This window comes from Arthrobacter sp. HS15c (assembly GCF_040812005.1).
In the GTDB taxonomy this organism is placed as follows: domain Bacteria; phylum Actinomycetota; class Actinomycetes; order Actinomycetales; family Micrococcaceae; genus Arthrobacter.
The window spans coordinates 90,230-103,702 of sequence record NZ_JBFOHM010000007.1; the positions used below are offsets into that span (position 1 = coordinate 90,230).

Annotated in this window: 13 protein-coding genes; 9 read left to right on the forward strand and 4 right to left on the reverse strand. The window is 65.0% G+C overall.

Going from position 1 to position 13,473, the window contains the following annotated elements; genetic code table 11:
* Nucleotides 1–3 precede the first annotated feature (3 nt).
* Nucleotides 4–546, reverse strand: a complete 543-nt coding sequence (locus tag ABV518_RS12935) for a WhiB family transcriptional regulator (protein WP_367767487.1) — start codon at nucleotides 544–546, stop codon at nucleotides 4–6.
* A 411-nt stretch (nucleotides 547–957) separates the two neighbouring features.
* Between ABV518_RS12935 and ABV518_RS12940 the strand changes: the two genes are divergently transcribed.
* Entirely contained in the window at nucleotides 958–1,653 is a 696-nt protein-coding gene (locus tag ABV518_RS12940) for a TIGR03089 family protein (protein ID WP_131132662.1), read from the forward strand.
* 42 nt (nucleotides 1,654–1,695) lie between these two features.
* On the opposite strand, the gene ABV518_RS12945 is transcribed toward ABV518_RS12940, so the two are convergent.
* The gene (locus tag ABV518_RS12945; protein ID WP_367767488.1) at nucleotides 1,696–2,271 is read right to left on the reverse strand and encodes a GtrA family protein; all 576 of its coding nucleotides are present in this window, start codon (nucleotides 2,269–2,271) and stop codon (nucleotides 1,696–1,698) included.
* A 172-nt stretch (nucleotides 2,272–2,443) separates the two neighbouring features.
* On the opposite strand from ABV518_RS12945, the gene ABV518_RS12950 reads away from it, so the two are divergent.
* From ABV518_RS12950 to ABV518_RS12970, 5 genes are all read left to right on the forward strand, one after another.
* The gene (locus ABV518_RS12950; RefSeq protein ID WP_367767489.1) at nucleotides 2,444–3,640 is read left to right on the forward strand and encodes a 5-(carboxyamino)imidazole ribonucleotide synthase; all 1,197 of its coding nucleotides are present in this window, start codon (nucleotides 2,444–2,446) and stop codon (nucleotides 3,638–3,640) included.
* The gene (purE, locus tag ABV518_RS12955; RefSeq protein ID WP_367767490.1) at nucleotides 3,637–4,224 is read left to right on the forward strand and encodes a 5-(carboxyamino)imidazole ribonucleotide mutase; all 588 of its coding nucleotides are present in this window, start codon (nucleotides 3,637–3,639) and stop codon (nucleotides 4,222–4,224) included. The genes ABV518_RS12950 and purE overlap by 4 nt, the downstream gene beginning before the upstream one ends.
* Before the next feature lie 53 nt (nucleotides 4,225–4,277).
* On the forward strand, nucleotides 4,278–5,885 hold the full coding sequence (locus ABV518_RS12960) for an LCP family protein (RefSeq protein WP_367767492.1): 1,608 nt from the start codon (nucleotides 4,278–4,280) through the stop codon (nucleotides 5,883–5,885).
* A 63-nt stretch (nucleotides 5,886–5,948) separates the two neighbouring features.
* Nucleotides 5,949–7,199: a mannose-6-phosphate isomerase, class I gene (gene manA / locus ABV518_RS12965; RefSeq protein WP_367767493.1), complete on the forward strand. Its 1,251-nt coding sequence runs from the start codon at nucleotides 5,949–5,951 to the stop codon at nucleotides 7,197–7,199.
* A 3-nt stretch (nucleotides 7,200–7,202) separates the two neighbouring features.
* Nucleotides 7,203–8,171 (forward strand): lipid II:glycine glycyltransferase FemX, encoded by a 969-nt coding sequence (locus ABV518_RS12970; RefSeq protein WP_367767494.1) that lies wholly within the window; start codon nucleotides 7,203–7,205, stop codon nucleotides 8,169–8,171.
* A 27-nt stretch (nucleotides 8,172–8,198) separates the two neighbouring features.
* On the opposite strand, the gene ABV518_RS12975 is transcribed toward ABV518_RS12970, so the two are convergent.
* Nucleotides 8,199–8,996 carry a hypothetical protein gene (locus tag ABV518_RS12975; RefSeq protein WP_367767495.1) on the reverse strand — a complete coding sequence of 266 codons (798 nt, stop codon included), beginning with the start codon at nucleotides 8,994–8,996 and terminating at the stop codon, nucleotides 8,199–8,201.
* A 305-nt stretch (nucleotides 8,997–9,301) separates the two neighbouring features.
* On the reverse strand, nucleotides 9,302–10,324 hold the full coding sequence (gene glpX, locus ABV518_RS12980) for a class II fructose-bisphosphatase (RefSeq protein WP_181037131.1): 1,023 nt from the start codon (nucleotides 10,322–10,324) through the stop codon (nucleotides 9,302–9,304).
* Nucleotides 10,325–10,553: 229 nt separating this feature from the next.
* Here glpX and ABV518_RS12985 point away from each other — a divergent pair, with 229 nt between their 5' ends.
* The 3 genes from ABV518_RS12985 to ABV518_RS12995 all read left to right on the forward strand — a co-directional run bounded on the left by ABV518_RS12985 (nucleotide 10,554) and on the right by ABV518_RS12995 (nucleotide 13,356).
* Complete coding sequence (locus ABV518_RS12985) at nucleotides 10,554–11,234, forward strand: DUF4245 domain-containing protein (RefSeq protein WP_367767728.1); 681 nt, start codon at nucleotides 10,554–10,556, stop codon at nucleotides 11,232–11,234.
* Nucleotides 11,235–11,243: 9 nt separating this feature from the next.
* A complete protein-coding gene (locus tag ABV518_RS12990) occupies nucleotides 11,244–11,858 on the forward strand; it encodes a carbonic anhydrase (protein WP_367767496.1) in 615 nt (204 codons plus the stop codon).
* A gap of 76 nt (nucleotides 11,859–11,934) precedes the next feature.
* Nucleotides 11,935–13,356, forward strand: a complete 1,422-nt coding sequence (locus ABV518_RS12995; RefSeq protein WP_104042977.1) for a class II fumarate hydratase — start codon at nucleotides 11,935–11,937, stop codon at nucleotides 13,354–13,356.
* Nucleotides 13,357–13,473: the final 117 nt, after the last annotated feature.

The following is a 13,473-nucleotide window of genomic DNA, read 5'->3' on the forward strand; positions in this document are numbered from 1 at the left end:
GAATTAGATTGCTCGCTTCCTTAGCCGCCGGCGCTCACGCTCGGAAAGGCCTCCCCAAATGCCAAACCGTTCGTCATTAGCCAGCGCATATTCAAGGCATTGGGACCGCACGTTGCACGCACCGCAGACCTTCTTGGCGTCGCGGGTGGATCCGCCCTTTTCAGGGAAGAATGCCTCCGGATCAGTCTGTGCGCACAGTGCATCAGTCTGCCAGCCCAGTTCGCCTTCGTCATCGAAGTCCTGCTGGAAAGGCAGTCCGATCCATACCGGCTGCGAGGTGGTCCCGGTGAGCGCTTGCAGCTCCATGGGCGGATCCAGGTCGTCATCGTCCTGGTCCTGTCCCCCGTCAAGCAGGGCTTCATGGGCTGCGAGGAAGGCAGTGGCCTGGTCCTCGAAAGACTCTTTGGTGTTGCGGTTGTAGCGCTCAGCGGCGTCCGGATCCGCAGGATCCACGTACCAGTCGCTCGGTACACCTCGTGAACGGTACTTAGCCGTTGCCTGTCCGGCGACGACTGCATCTTCATGGATACGCTCTGCTTGCCCCACGGCGACCCTCCTGATGTTGCTGCCCCTGCCTGGATACTTGGACACTCGGTTGTGTGCCGGTATTTGCGCAATGGCGTTCGATATCTAATTACACGTGTGTAACTACAGGCGAGTCAAGCCGTGGAGGGATAATAATCAATTCCCGCGTCCAAGTACGCGCACGCCACGCCCGGCAATTTTCGCCGACACGCCAGCCGGGCACGAGGGCAGAAGCACGGCGGAGCGCGCATTCCCCCAGATTCCAAGGAATTCGGGCAGAAAATACAGCCTGGAACCGAATAACGCAAGCGAAATGAGAAAATACTGTGAGTAATATCACAGCGAATTCGCCGATCTAAGTCGCCGGTTCCGGGCCGGCCGTGGCCCCTGATTTCCGGTGACGGGTCCCCTTGCCCGTGGCAAGATGTAGGCATGAGCATCCCGGCGATCGACCTGATGACAACCCTGCGCTCCGGCCACTCCACCTCGCCACGGCTGACCTGGTATGGACCGGATTCCGAGCGCGTTGAGCTATCGGGACGGGTGCTGGACAACTGGGTTGCCAAGACGAGCAACCTGCTGCAGGACGAACTCGACGCCGAACCCGGGATGCGACTGGGCCTTGCCCTTCCGGCGCACTGGAAGTCCGTTATCTGGGCGCTGGCAGCCTGGCAACTCGGGATGGAAACAGTCCTGGACGGCGGCGATGCGGACTATCTCGTAACGGACCGGCCTGACTCATCAGGCAGCCACGACGCCGTTATCGCCGTTGCCCTCCCCGCCCTTGCCATGCGCTGGCCGGGTGAGCTGCCCGCCGGGTCCATCGATTACGCTTCCGAAGTCCGTTCCCACGGTGACGTGTTTATGGCCCACACCGATCCCTCTGCCTCCGTCTGCGCCATCCGCGCCCACGACGGCCAGCAGCACCTCCACGAGGGCCTGCTCACGGGATTCGCCGCCCCGCACGAAGACGGCGTACGCCTGCTTGTTGCGGCCTCCGACGGCCTCGAAGCGGCATTGTCGAACTCACTCGGCGCCTGGAGCAGCGGCGGATCAGTCCTTCTGGCACACCCGGACGTTGAGCTGACCGACAAGCTTCTGGCCGCCGAACGCATCCACGGCAAGTAGGACGCCGGACGGGCGCCCTTCGTGCCAGTTGGAACCCGGAGGCTAGGGCTGCCGAGGGGTTTCCGAGGTGTCCTTGTCCAGTTGTTCCGCACGCTGGGCAGCTGCAGCAGCAGCGGCCTTCTCGTGATGGTGCCGCTCGATGAGCTCGTGGTCATGGGAGAATTCCGGCTCCTGGTCCAGTTCTTCATTGAACACAAGGAACCGGTAGGCGAAGAAGCGGACCACCGTCGCTACTAAAATCCCCACAATGCCGGCGGCGAACAGCATGTTCTTGTCCGTCACGTTGAACGAGTACTTGGCAAGGGCAGTGAATCCTGTGGAGATCCCAATCCCGATGCCGTTGATGAGAATGAACATCAGGAACTCGCGGAGAACGTTGGCCTGCCGCCGATGCCGGAAGGTCCACATCCGGTTGGCGATCCAGGAGAAAATCGTCGCGATGCTCGCGCCGACGAAGCGCGCTTTGGCTTCGCTGTCGGACATCGGGCCGTGCATGAGGTAATAGGTCAGTCCGTTATCAATGACGAAGGCAACACCGCCGACGGCTCCGAACTTGGCTACCTCACGCCAAAAAAGCGAGGCGAGCCCCCGGATACGATCTGCAAGTGCGTTGTACATGACCCTCCATGGCCGTCAGAACTTTGGGCCACACGGCCAAAGGCCCATTTTAGCGCTGAAATCACCCACGCTGCCTCCGCCCCCGGGAAACTGGGGGCCGAATTACCCTAAATTCAACCTCCGTGGCGCCGGAAAGCCGGGATCCGGCCCGCTTTTCTGTAGGCTGGCACTTGTGACTTTTCCAGTAATCGGCGTGGTTGGCGGCGGCCAGCTAGCGCGCATGATGGCCCCAGCCGCCACTGCCCTAGGCTTTGAACTCCGAGTCCTGGCCGAGGCGGAGGACGTCTCCGCCGTATCGGCCGTTGCCACCTCGCCGGTGGGCGACTACCGGGATCTCCAGACGCTCCTCGACTTCACGCAGGGCCTCGATGTCATGACCTTCGACCATGAACACGTGCCCACGGACCACCTCCGGGAGCTTCTGGCTGCGGGCGTGAACGTCCAGCCGGGTCCGGACGCGCTGGTCAACGCGCAGGACAAACTGGTGATGAGGGCAGCCATCGAAAGGCTGGAGCTGCCGAACCCTGCCTGGGCCGCGGTCCAGGATGTGGCGGCCCTGGTCAGCTTCGGCGACCGGACCGGCTGGCCGGTGGTCCTCAAGATGCCCCGCGGCGGCTATGACGGAAAGGGTGTGCGGATCGTCGACTCCGCCGACGACGCCGCAGAGGCCGCACCCTGGTTCGAAGCCATGAGCCCGCTCCTCGCCGAAGCCAAGGTGGACTTCAGCCGGGAGCTGTCGGCCCTGGTGGCACGCACCCCTGACGGCGAGTCACGGGCCTGGCCCGTTGCCCACACGATTCAGGTGGACGGGGTGGCAGACGAAGTCATCGCCCCCGCCCTGGATATCGCAGTGGAGGTAGCGGCGGCAGCCGAAGACGCCGCCCTGCGGATCGCAGGTGAACTGGGCGTGACGGGGGTAATGGCCGTGGAGCTTTTTGAAACACCGGGAACCGGGGCCGGATTCCTCATCAACGAGCTGGCCATGCGGCCGCACAACACCGGCCACTGGACCCAGGACGGCTCTGTCACCAGCCAGTTTGAACAGCACCTCCGGGCCGTCCTGAACCTCCCGCTGGGCGCCACTGACGTCCTCGGGCCGGTTGTCGTGATGAAGAACATCCTGGGCGGAGACAACCAGGATCTCTTTTCCGCGTATCCGGCCGCCCTCTCCAGCGAGCCGGCCGCGAAGGTCCATTGCTACGGCAAGTCGGTGCGGCCGGGACGCAAGATTGGCCACGTCAACCTGGTGGGTGCCTCCACTGACGAAGTGGACTCGGTCAGGCAGCGTGCCTCCAGGGTGGCTGGCATCATCCGCGACGGCCGGGTTCCGGCCGAAGAATCAGCACGGATTTCCGAGGAGAACGCATGAGCACTGAAACTTCACCTGACACCAGCACCACCGAAACCAGTCCTCTTGTCGGCCTGGTCATGGGCTCAGACTCGGATTGGCCGGTCATGGAAGCCGCGGCAGACGCGCTGGCCGAATTCGGCATACCTTTTGAAGCGGACGTGGTGTCCGCGCACCGGATGCCTGCTGAAATGATCCGCTACGGCCAGACGGCCCACGAACGCGGGCTTCGGGTCATCATTGCCGGTGCCGGGGGCGCTGCGCACCTTCCGGGCATGCTCGCGAGCGTGACGCCCCTGCCCGTCATCGGAGTCCCGGTCCCGCTGAAGACCCTGGACGGAATGGATTCCCTCCTGTCCATCGTCCAGATGCCCGCCGGCGTCCCGGTGGCCACCGTTTCCATCGCGGGTGCCCGCAACGCAGGCCTGCTGGCGGTCCGCATCCTGGCATCGGGCACGGACGAACTGGCCGCCTCGCTCCGGGCCGACCTCCTGGATTTCGCCCAGGAGCTCAATGATGTTGCCACCCGGAAGGGCGCCAACCTCAGGCAGAAAGTCAGCGAAGTCTTCGCTGACGGCAATGGTGTCCTCCGGGGCAGCCGCTAAGGCACCGCAAGATGTCCAGAAGCGAAACGCAGCAGCCCTCAGCCGGAGGGGTCATGACTGATCCCGTCCGGTATCCGTCCAGCGCCTCGGCCCCGGTGCGGACCAAACGGGCCTTTGTCCTGCTGCTGATGACCCTCCTGGTGCCGGGCAGCGCCCAAATTGTGGCCGGCGACCGGAAGCTCGGCCGCATCGCCCTGCGGGTCACCCTGTGCGTCTGGGCGTTGCTGGCAGCCACACTCCTGTTGCTGGTGCTCAACAGGTCCCTGTTGATCAACATCGTGGCGAATCCGTTTGCCTCGCTGCTGATCGTTGTGGTCCTGGTTGCCCTCGCCCTAGGGTGGGCGTTCCTCTTCATCAACACCCTCCGGCTGATTCGCCCGGTGCTGCTGGCACCCGGGGCGCGTCCCGCCGTCGGCATTGCCCTGGTCCTTGCCCTGGTCCTGAGCAGCGGCTCCCTGGGGTACGCCGCATACATGCTTAATGTGGGTCGCAACGCGATCGGCAGCATTTTCTCGGCAGGCCCGGCAATCGATCCCGTGGACGGCCGCTATAACTTCCTGATGATGGGCGGCGACGCGGGCGAAGACCGCACCGGCCGACGGCCCGACAGCCTCTCCGTGCTCAGCGTCGACGCCAAGACTGGCCAGACGGCCATCATCTCCGTGCCGCGCAACCTCCAGAACGCCCAGTTCAGTGAGGGATCCCCCATGCGAAAGATCTATCCGGACGGCTACGACTGCGGCAACGAATGCCTCATCAACGCCATCAACACCGAGGTCACCAACGAGCACGCGGACCTCTACCCCGGCGTGGCCGATCCCGGCGCCCAGGCCACGCTTGAAGCCGTCTCGGGCACCCTCGGAATCACTGTACAGGCCTACGTGCTGGTTGATATGGATGGCTTCGCCAAGCTGATCGACGCCATGGGCGGTATCAGGATCAAGGCGGGCGGCTGGGTGCCCATGAGCGGCGACATGATCGACGAGGCGAACGGCATCCACGGCATGCCGCTTGGCTGGCTCCCTGCCGGGGAACTGCACCTGAACGGCTACCACGCCCTCTGGTACGGGCGCTCCCGCGAATTCGTCGACGACTATGCCCGCATCCAGCGCCAGCAATGCGTCCAGCAGGCAATGCTGAAGCAGCTGGACCCGGCCACTCTGCTGTCCAAGTTCGAGGACATTGCCAGCGCGGGAACCAAGGTGGTGGACTCAAACATCTCGTCCTCCCAGCTGGGAAGTTTTGTGGACCTTGCCATGAAGGCCAAGGGGAAGGAGGCCAAGCGGCTCACCATCGGGCCCCCCGATTTTGACGCGTCCTTCTCCACCGTGCCCGACTTTGACGTCATCCACGACAAGGTGGACCAGCTGCTCGCTTCGGCGTCGGAGCCTCAGGCCGCCGCGCCTGTTGACGGCATCGTGCAGGCCCCCGCGGTAGGCGGCCGGCTGCAGGCAGCCGGCCTGCAGCAGCCCACTCTGCTGGCAGCTGGCGGCGCCCTGGCACAGCAGCCCACGCCGCCGTCGTCGGACTTCACCCCGGTGACCACCACCCCCGACGGCGAACCGATCACCGAGGCGATGCTGAACCAGCTCAAGCGCGAAGGCAATGAGCAGGCTCTCCGTGAGCTGGTCGCTTCGAACGGACTGTGCGCACCGTTGTAGGCGCCTGCTCCCCCGTAGACCGCATGCCCCGTATACCTGAAGACCAAGAAATGGACACCCGCTGTGTACGAAATTGAGAATGTCCTCCGCGATTATGCCTGGGGATCCACGACGGCGATCGCAGGGCTCCTGGGCCGCCCCGAATCCGGCAGCCCGGAAGCCGAACTCTGGATTGGCGCGCACCCGGATTCCCCCTCCATCGCACGGCTGCCGGACGGTTCCACGGTGCCGCTGGACCAGTTGATTGCCGAGGATCCGGAGCATTTCCTCGGTGCTGAGTCGGTGTCCGGTTTTGGACCGCGGCTTCCGTTCCTCACCAAGGTCCTCGCGGCAGCCCAGCCGCTTTCGCTCCAGGTCCACCCCAGCCTCGAGCAGGCGCGGGCCGGATTCGCCCGCGAAAATGCTGAAGGCGTCGCGGCGGACGCGGCCAACCGGAACTACCGCGATGACAACCACAAGCCTGAAATGATCTTTGCCCTGACGCCCTTTGAGGCGCTGTGCGGCTTCCGGCCTGCGGCTGAAACACGCGGCATCCTGCTCCACCTGGCAGCCGCCTTCGACGCCGTCGAGGCTGGCCGTCCGCAGCTGCTGACCGACCTGCTGGACGACCTCGATGAGGCTGACGAGGGCGCCGGGCTCCGGAAGGCCTTCGAACGGCTGATCGCGGGCGGGCCCGCCGTGTCTGAGGCTACTGCGCTGGTGGCTGGTGTGCTCGTCTCCGGCGCCTCCCTGGAGCCGTACCGGTCCGAGCTGTCCACCGTGATCAGTCTCAACGAGAAGTACCCGGGCGATCCCGGCGTGCTGATTTCGCTGCTGCTGAACCGGATTTCGCTGGCTCCGGGTGAAGCGGTTTACCTGCCCGCCGGCAACGTGCACGCCTACTTGCATGGCCTGGGGGTGGAGGTCATGGCGTCCTCCGACAACGTGCTCCGCGGCGGGCTGACGCCCAAGTTCGTTGACGTCCCCGAACTCCTGCGCACCATCGAGTTCAAGCCGGTGGCCGTGCCGATGCTGACCCCCGAAATTTCCGGCCTCGGCCAGGAGCTCTACCAGCCGCCGTTCCGGGAATTCCAGCTGCAGCGGATCGAGCTGGCCCCGGGGGCGTCGCCCGTCCCGCTCGCCCAGTCCGGCGCGGCCGTGGTGATCGTGGTCGCGGGGTCCGTGTACCTCGACTCACCCAAGGGTGACCTGCAGCTCGGCCGGGGAGGCAGCGCCTTCCTGGCTGCCGCCGAGGCTCCCGTCAACGTCCACCCGGTCGCCGGGGCGGAAGCCGCCGCTGTAGCGTTCGCCGTCACCACGTCGATGAGGTCCTGACCGGTGGAGTATTTCCTCCAGACACCAGCGTGGGCGGACGTCCAGGCATCCCTGGGCCGCACAGTCCATCAGCAGTCCGGTCCCGGCTGGAGCTTCGTGGCAGTTGAGGAGACAAACCCCGCCGGCAAGGTGCTCTACGCCCCTTACGGCCCGGTGGCTTCTTCCCCTGGCGCGTTCGACGCCGCCCTGGCCGCCCTCGTGGAACTGGCACGGTCCTGCGGTGCTGTGTTTGTCCGGATCGAACCGGTGGCTGCCGGGCTCGACCTTCCTTCTGCCGCGGACGGCCTCCGGCGCCGGGGCCTTCAGCCGGCTCCCAGCAACCCGCAGCCAGAGCTCAGCTGGATCGTGGACCTGGAGAGTGACTTCAAGGACGTCCTGGCGGCCATGAAGCCCGTCAACCGGAACCTCTACCGGAACATCCATAAAAAGGGCGTCACGTTCCGGTCCTCGCAGGACCCGGAGGACATCGGCATTCTGCTGGACTTCCTCCACATGACGGCCCGGCGGAACGGCTTCAAACCGCAGAGCGACGACTACCTGACCCGGGTGGCTGCTTCGCTGATGCCGGCAGGCGCTGCCACCCTGTTCATAGCGGAACTGCACGACGAACCCATCGCCGCGGCCCTCGCCTACGACTCCGCGGACACGCGGACTTACGCCCACGCGGCCCTGGACGACGCCCACCGGAAACTCAGCGCGGGCATTCCGCTCTTGGTGACCCTGATGGCCGACGCCAAGGACCGTGGCCTGAAGCATGTGGACCTGTGGGGCGTGGCACCGGCGGACCAGCCCGAGCATAAGTGGGCCGGCTTCACGGCCTTCAAAAAGTCGTTCGGCGGCCGCGAAATCGCGTACCCCGGCGCCTGGGACCTCCCGGTGAAGAAGCTCCGCTACAACGCCTACCAGGTGGCGCGGCGGCTGCGCGACAAGCTCCGGACCCTGCGCTCCCCCTCCGCGCGAACTGGCAGATAACACCCTCAAATTCGCTGTTTGGCGTCATTAGCTGCCGGTTCGTTCCCAGTGGGCTCGGCCGGAAGAACCGCTCAACAGTGCTCTGACCTTTTCGACGACGAACGGCCGCTCCCCCTCCAGATCACCCTGCTGCACGCGAAGCTCCCGCCAGCCCAGACTTTCTGTCAGGCTCTGCCGCTTGATGTCCCGCCGGTACTGGTCAGGATCGCCATGGTGGGCGCCGTCGTATTGCAGGGACAGCCGCTGGTCCGGGTAGGCCGCGTCGGGCCAGACGACGGGGTGGCCCAGTCCGTTGCGGAGCACAACATTCAGTTCCGGTTCGGGAAGCCCTGCCTGCATCAGTGCCAGCCGCATCATAGTCTCGGGTGCGGAGTCCGACCCAACCCGGATCAGGTCAAGGGCCAGGCGTGCGACCTTCACTCCGCGCATTCCCGGGTGTTGGCCCACGATCTCTCTCAGGTCGGCGACTGTTGCCAGCGGTTTCCGCTGCACCGGGAAGCCATCGCCGTGGCTGACGACGATGGAGTCACCAGCCGCAACGAGTTCGCTGAGGTTCAGGCGACCAGCAAGGTCCAGCCATGTACGGGCAGGCGAGGTGAGCCGAACGCCGTCGAACGATATGACCTCACCGGGCTTGAACGATAACTGGTGTCCCACAACATTCCGGCGGCGCGGCTTACAGCCGTCGGCGGGGCGGGCTATGTGGATCTTCCAGTCCTGCTCCAGCCATGCGGGGAGGCAGATACCGCAGATCCGCGCAGCGCTGCAATGCGTCAGGACACACCTGGGGTCGAGCCGGGTGTAGGCCCGGACGTTTTCTGCCACATTCCCGGTGCCGTGAAGCGTTACTCTGATGCCGCGCGATGGCGTGAATATGCCGCTGCGGCTCAACTGCCTCCGACTGAGGCCGAGGGCCTCCGCATCGGCAACAAGAAATGATCCAGGTGGGAGCTGGGGAGGCATCGGAATCCGGGACATGCTTCAGTGTGGACCGTTCCGGCCTGCAGATTTCAGTTATCCACAGGATGATTTGGGTCCTGAAACGCGAACTGGCAGCTAATGCCGCCAAATCTGAGATTTGAGCGTATTAGCTGCCAGTTCGCGCTATCTAGGGGCGCGGCGCGAAGAACCTAGTTCTTGCGGGCGTAGCCTTCCCACTTGCTGGCCTGGTGCTCGCCGTCAACAAAGCGGATGGTGCCGGACTTTGAGCGCATCACGATTGACTGCGTGAGGACCTTGTCCTTGGAGTAGCGGACGCCCTTGAGGAGGTCGCCGTCCGTGATGCCGGTGGCCGCGAAGTAGCAGTTGTCGCTGGACACGAGGTCGTTGGTGGACAGCACGCGGTCCAGGTCGTGGCCGGCGTCGATGGCCTTCTGCTTCTCGTCATCCGAGGTGGGCCACAGGCGGCCCTGGATAACACCGCCCAGGGACTTGATGGCACAGGCGGCCACGATGCCTTCGGGGGTGCCGCCGATGCCCATGAGCGCATCAACGCCGGTTCCGGAGCGGGCCGCGGCGATGGCGCCGGCGACGTCGCCGTCCATGATGAACTTGGTGCGCGCGCCGGCTTCGCGGATCTCCTCGACCAACGGGCGGTGGCGGTCACGGTCAAGGATCATAACGTTGAGCTGGTTGACCTTCACGCCCTTCGCCTTGGCGATGAGGTGCAGGTTCTGCTTGACCGGTAAACGCAGATCAACCATGTCGGCGGCTTCGGGGCCGGTGACCAGCTTCTCCATGTAGAACACGGCGGAGGGGTCGAACATGGAGCCGCGTTCGGCCACAGCCAGCACCGCGAGGGCGTTGTTGATACCGAGTGCAGTCAGGCGGGTGCCGTCGATAGGGTCGACTGCGACGTCGCATTCCGGGCCGGTGCCGTCGCCCACGTGCTCGCCATTGAACAGCATCGGGGCTTCGTCTTTTTCGCCTTCGCCGATAACCACAACGCCGTTGAAGTGGACCGTGTGAAGGAAGGAGCGCATGGCGTCAACGGCAGCGCCGTCGGCCTTGTTCTTGTCGCCGAAGCCAACCCAGTGGCCACCGGCGATGGCCGCTGCCTCGGTGACGCGGACAAGTTCAAGGGCAAGGTTGCGGTCAGGCTCGTCGATCCCCACAGCCAGGGACGGCGAAATCGTGGAGTACTGCTGGGTCATAGGCGCTGGTGACACGTGAACCTCTTCTTCGAGTGGCGATCATTGGACCCGTTCCACCGGTTGAGGCGGATACGGTGATTCCTCTGCTTCCGATCATAGTCGCGGCGCCGCCCTCCCGGCATGGCATGACGCGGGCCCGCAATGTGCAGGACGGAGCGGGGGCAGCCGTTGCCGCCGCCCCGAGTGTGAGAACGACGCCTGCATGGGCGACTATAGAGGGGTGAGTGATATGCAGGAAAAGACCACCCCGGGCCAGGATGCCTCCGGTTCCGGGAGCGCGGACCAGGCCCCGGATGCCGCGGTGCAGCAGCCCGTCAAGCCCGTAATCCCGGCGGCAGCGGCCAAACGCGCCAACGCATCAGTGATGGGCATGATGATTGCCCTGGTCGTCAGCATTGCTGCCTTCCTGCCGATCGTCCTGATGAACCCGTTCCCGAAAAGTGAAGGCTTCCGGCCGGACATCGATGTGAGCGCCGTGGCCCGGAACGCCACGGATGTGGCAGGATTCACACCCGTCGCGCCGGAGACCGGCGACACATTCACGTCCAACTACGCCCGATGGGAGTCGGGCAGCGGAAGCGGCGTGCCCACCTGGGAAGTGGGTTTCCTCACACCCAACGACTCCTTCATCGGACTGATCCAGACCCGGCTGGCCAATCCCACCTGGCTCCTCCAGGAGACAGGAAACGCACCCGTCACGGGATCCCGCAATGCGGGAGGCCAGGAATGGGAGCTTCGGGACTCGGGCAAGGGCAACAGGAGCATGGTGCTGAACTACAGGGGCACCACCGTCATCCTCACCGGGCCCGCCAAACTGGACGAGTTCGCGGTACTGGCGGACGCCGTCGTGAAGTCATTGGAAAGTAACCCGGCCGCCACAGTTTCACCCTCGGCCACACCTTCGCCGTAAAGTAACCCCGTGGCTACTTACCTGACTCCTGCCCTTGCCTGGCGACGCATGCGCGAAGGCAACGAACGCTTCGTCGCCGGCGAATCCTCGCACCCGAACCAGGACGCGTCCCGCCGGTCCTCGCTGGTGGAAAACCAGCACCCCTTCGCCGTGATCTTCGGCTGCTCGGACTCACGCCTCGCCGCAGAGATCATCTTTGACCTGGGACTGGGGGACGCCTTTGTGGTGCGTACCGCCGGCCAGGTGATCGACGACGCCGTCCTCGGCTCGCTCGAGTACAGCGTCGGTGTGCTGGGGGTACCGCTGATCGTGGTGCTGGGGCACGACAGCTGCGGTGCGGTGAGCGCCACAAAGGATGCTGTCGAAACCGGGAAGATGCCTGCGGGCTTTATCCGGGACCTCGTGGAGCGCATCACCCCCTCGGTCCTGACGTCCCTGCGCAATGACCAGCATGAGGTCAACGACATGGTGGTGGAGCACGTCAAGCAGACGTCCCAGCGCCTGGTGGACAGCTCCCGTGTGATTTCCGCCGCAATCGAGGACGGCCGCGCCGCGGTGATCGGCCTCTCCTACAGCCTGGCGGAGGGCCGCGCGAACGTGGTTTCCGGCATCGGCGAGGTTTAGGCCCTGCCCGGAACAGCACCCGTAGCATGCGGTTCACGGTTTTAGCCCCGGCGGCCAATCGCCCTAAGCTAGCCCCATGACTTCCACTGAAGAATTCCGCATTGAACATGACACGATGGGCGAAGTCCGCGTCCCCGTGAACGCCCTGTACCGTGCACAGACGCAGCGTGCAGTTGAAAACTTCCCGATCTCCGGCAAAACCCTGGAACGCGCCCACATCGAAGCCCTCGCCCGGGTCAAGAAGGCAGCCGCCCAGGCCAACGCGGAACTTGGAGTGCTCGACGGCGAGCTCGCCAAGGCGATCGCGGATGCTGCCGATGAGGTAGCTGCAGGCAAGTACGACGGCGACTTCCCCATCGACGTTTTCCAGACCGGCTCCGGCACGTCCTCGAACATGAACACCAACGAGGTCATCGCCGAACTCGCCACCCGCGCGCTCAAGGCGGCAGGCAGCGACAAGGTGGTGCACCCGAACGACCACGTCAACGCCTCACAGTCCTCCAACGACGTCTTCCCCACGTCGGTCCACGTCGCAGCCACCTCGGCCCTGATCAACGACCTCATCCCGGCCCTCGGCTACCTGGCCGAGTCACTGGAGCGCAAGGCCGTCGAGTTCAAGGACGTCGTCAAGTCCGGCCGCACGCACCTGATGGACGCCACTCCGGTCACGCTCGGCCAGGAGTTCGGCGGCTACGCAGCCCAGGTCCGCTACGGCATTGAGCGCATCAACGCCTCGCTCCCCCGCGTTGCCGAAGTTCCCCTCGGCGGCACGGCTGTGGGCACCGGCATCAACACCCCCGCCGGGTTCCCGGAGCGCGTCATCGAACTGCTCGCCACCGACACCGGCCTGCCGCTGACCGAAGCCCGCGACCACTTCGAGGCCCAGGCCAACCGCGACGGCCTGATCGAAGCGTCCAGCCAGCTGCGCAACATCGCGATCTCCTTCATGAAGATCAACAACGACCTCCGCTGGATGGGTTCCGGCCCCAACACCGGCCTCGGCGAAATCGCGATCCCGGACCTGCAGCCGGGCTCCTCGATCATGCCGGGCAAGGTCAACCCCGTCATCTGCGAGGCCTCCATCATGGTGGCGGCCCAGGTCATCGGCAACGACACCGCCATCGCGTGGTCCGGAACCAACGGCGCCTTCGAGCTGAACGTCGGCATCCCGGTGATGGCCGCCAACCTGCTCGAGTCCGTCCGCCTGCTGGCCAACACCAGCCGTGTCATGGCTGACAAGATGATCGACGGCATCACCGCAAATGTGGAGCGCGCCCGCTTCCTCGCCGAAGCATCGCCGTCTATCGTCACCCCGCTGAACAAGTACATCGGCTACGAAAACGCGGCGAAGATCGCCAAGAAGGCCGTCGCCGAGGGCCTCACCATCCGTGAGACCGTCGTCGCTATGGGCTTCCTGGAACGCGGCGAGGTCACCGAAGAGCAGCTGGACACGGCCCTGGACGTCATGTCCATGACGCGCCCGCCGCACAAGGCCTAGATCCCAAGCACGACGGCGGCCGCCCACCTTCATCACGAAGGTGGGCGGCCGTTTTGCGTTAAGGCAGTTGTGCGCACCAAGGGCGCCAAGTGTACGTTCGCGCCGTTCCCGGACCCC

Excerpts from the sequence above, each read along its gene's own strand:
- ABV518_RS12995 (WP_104042977.1), top strand. The coding sequence starts at position 11,935 with ATGACTTCCACTGAAGAATTCCGCATTGAACATGACACGATGGGCGAA.
- ABV518_RS12960 (WP_367767492.1), top strand. The coding sequence starts at position 4,278 with ATGACTGATCCCGTCCGGTATCCGTCCAGCGCCTCGGCCCCGGTGCGG.
- ABV518_RS12940 (WP_131132662.1), top strand. The coding sequence starts at position 958 with ATGAGCATCCCGGCGATCGACCTGATGACAACCCTGCGCTCCGGCCAC.
- ABV518_RS12945 (WP_367767488.1), bottom strand. The coding sequence starts at position 2,271 with ATGTACAACGCACTTGCAGATCGTATCCGGGGGCTCGCCTCGCTTTTT.
- purE (WP_367767490.1), top strand. The coding sequence starts at position 3,637 with ATGAGCACTGAAACTTCACCTGACACCAGCACCACCGAAACCAGTCCT.
- glpX (WP_181037131.1), bottom strand. The coding sequence starts at position 10,324 with ATGACCCAGCAGTACTCCACGATTTCGCCGTCCCTGGCTGTGGGGATC.
- ABV518_RS12985 (WP_367767728.1), top strand. The coding sequence starts at position 10,554 with ATGCAGGAAAAGACCACCCCGGGCCAGGATGCCTCCGGTTCCGGGAGC.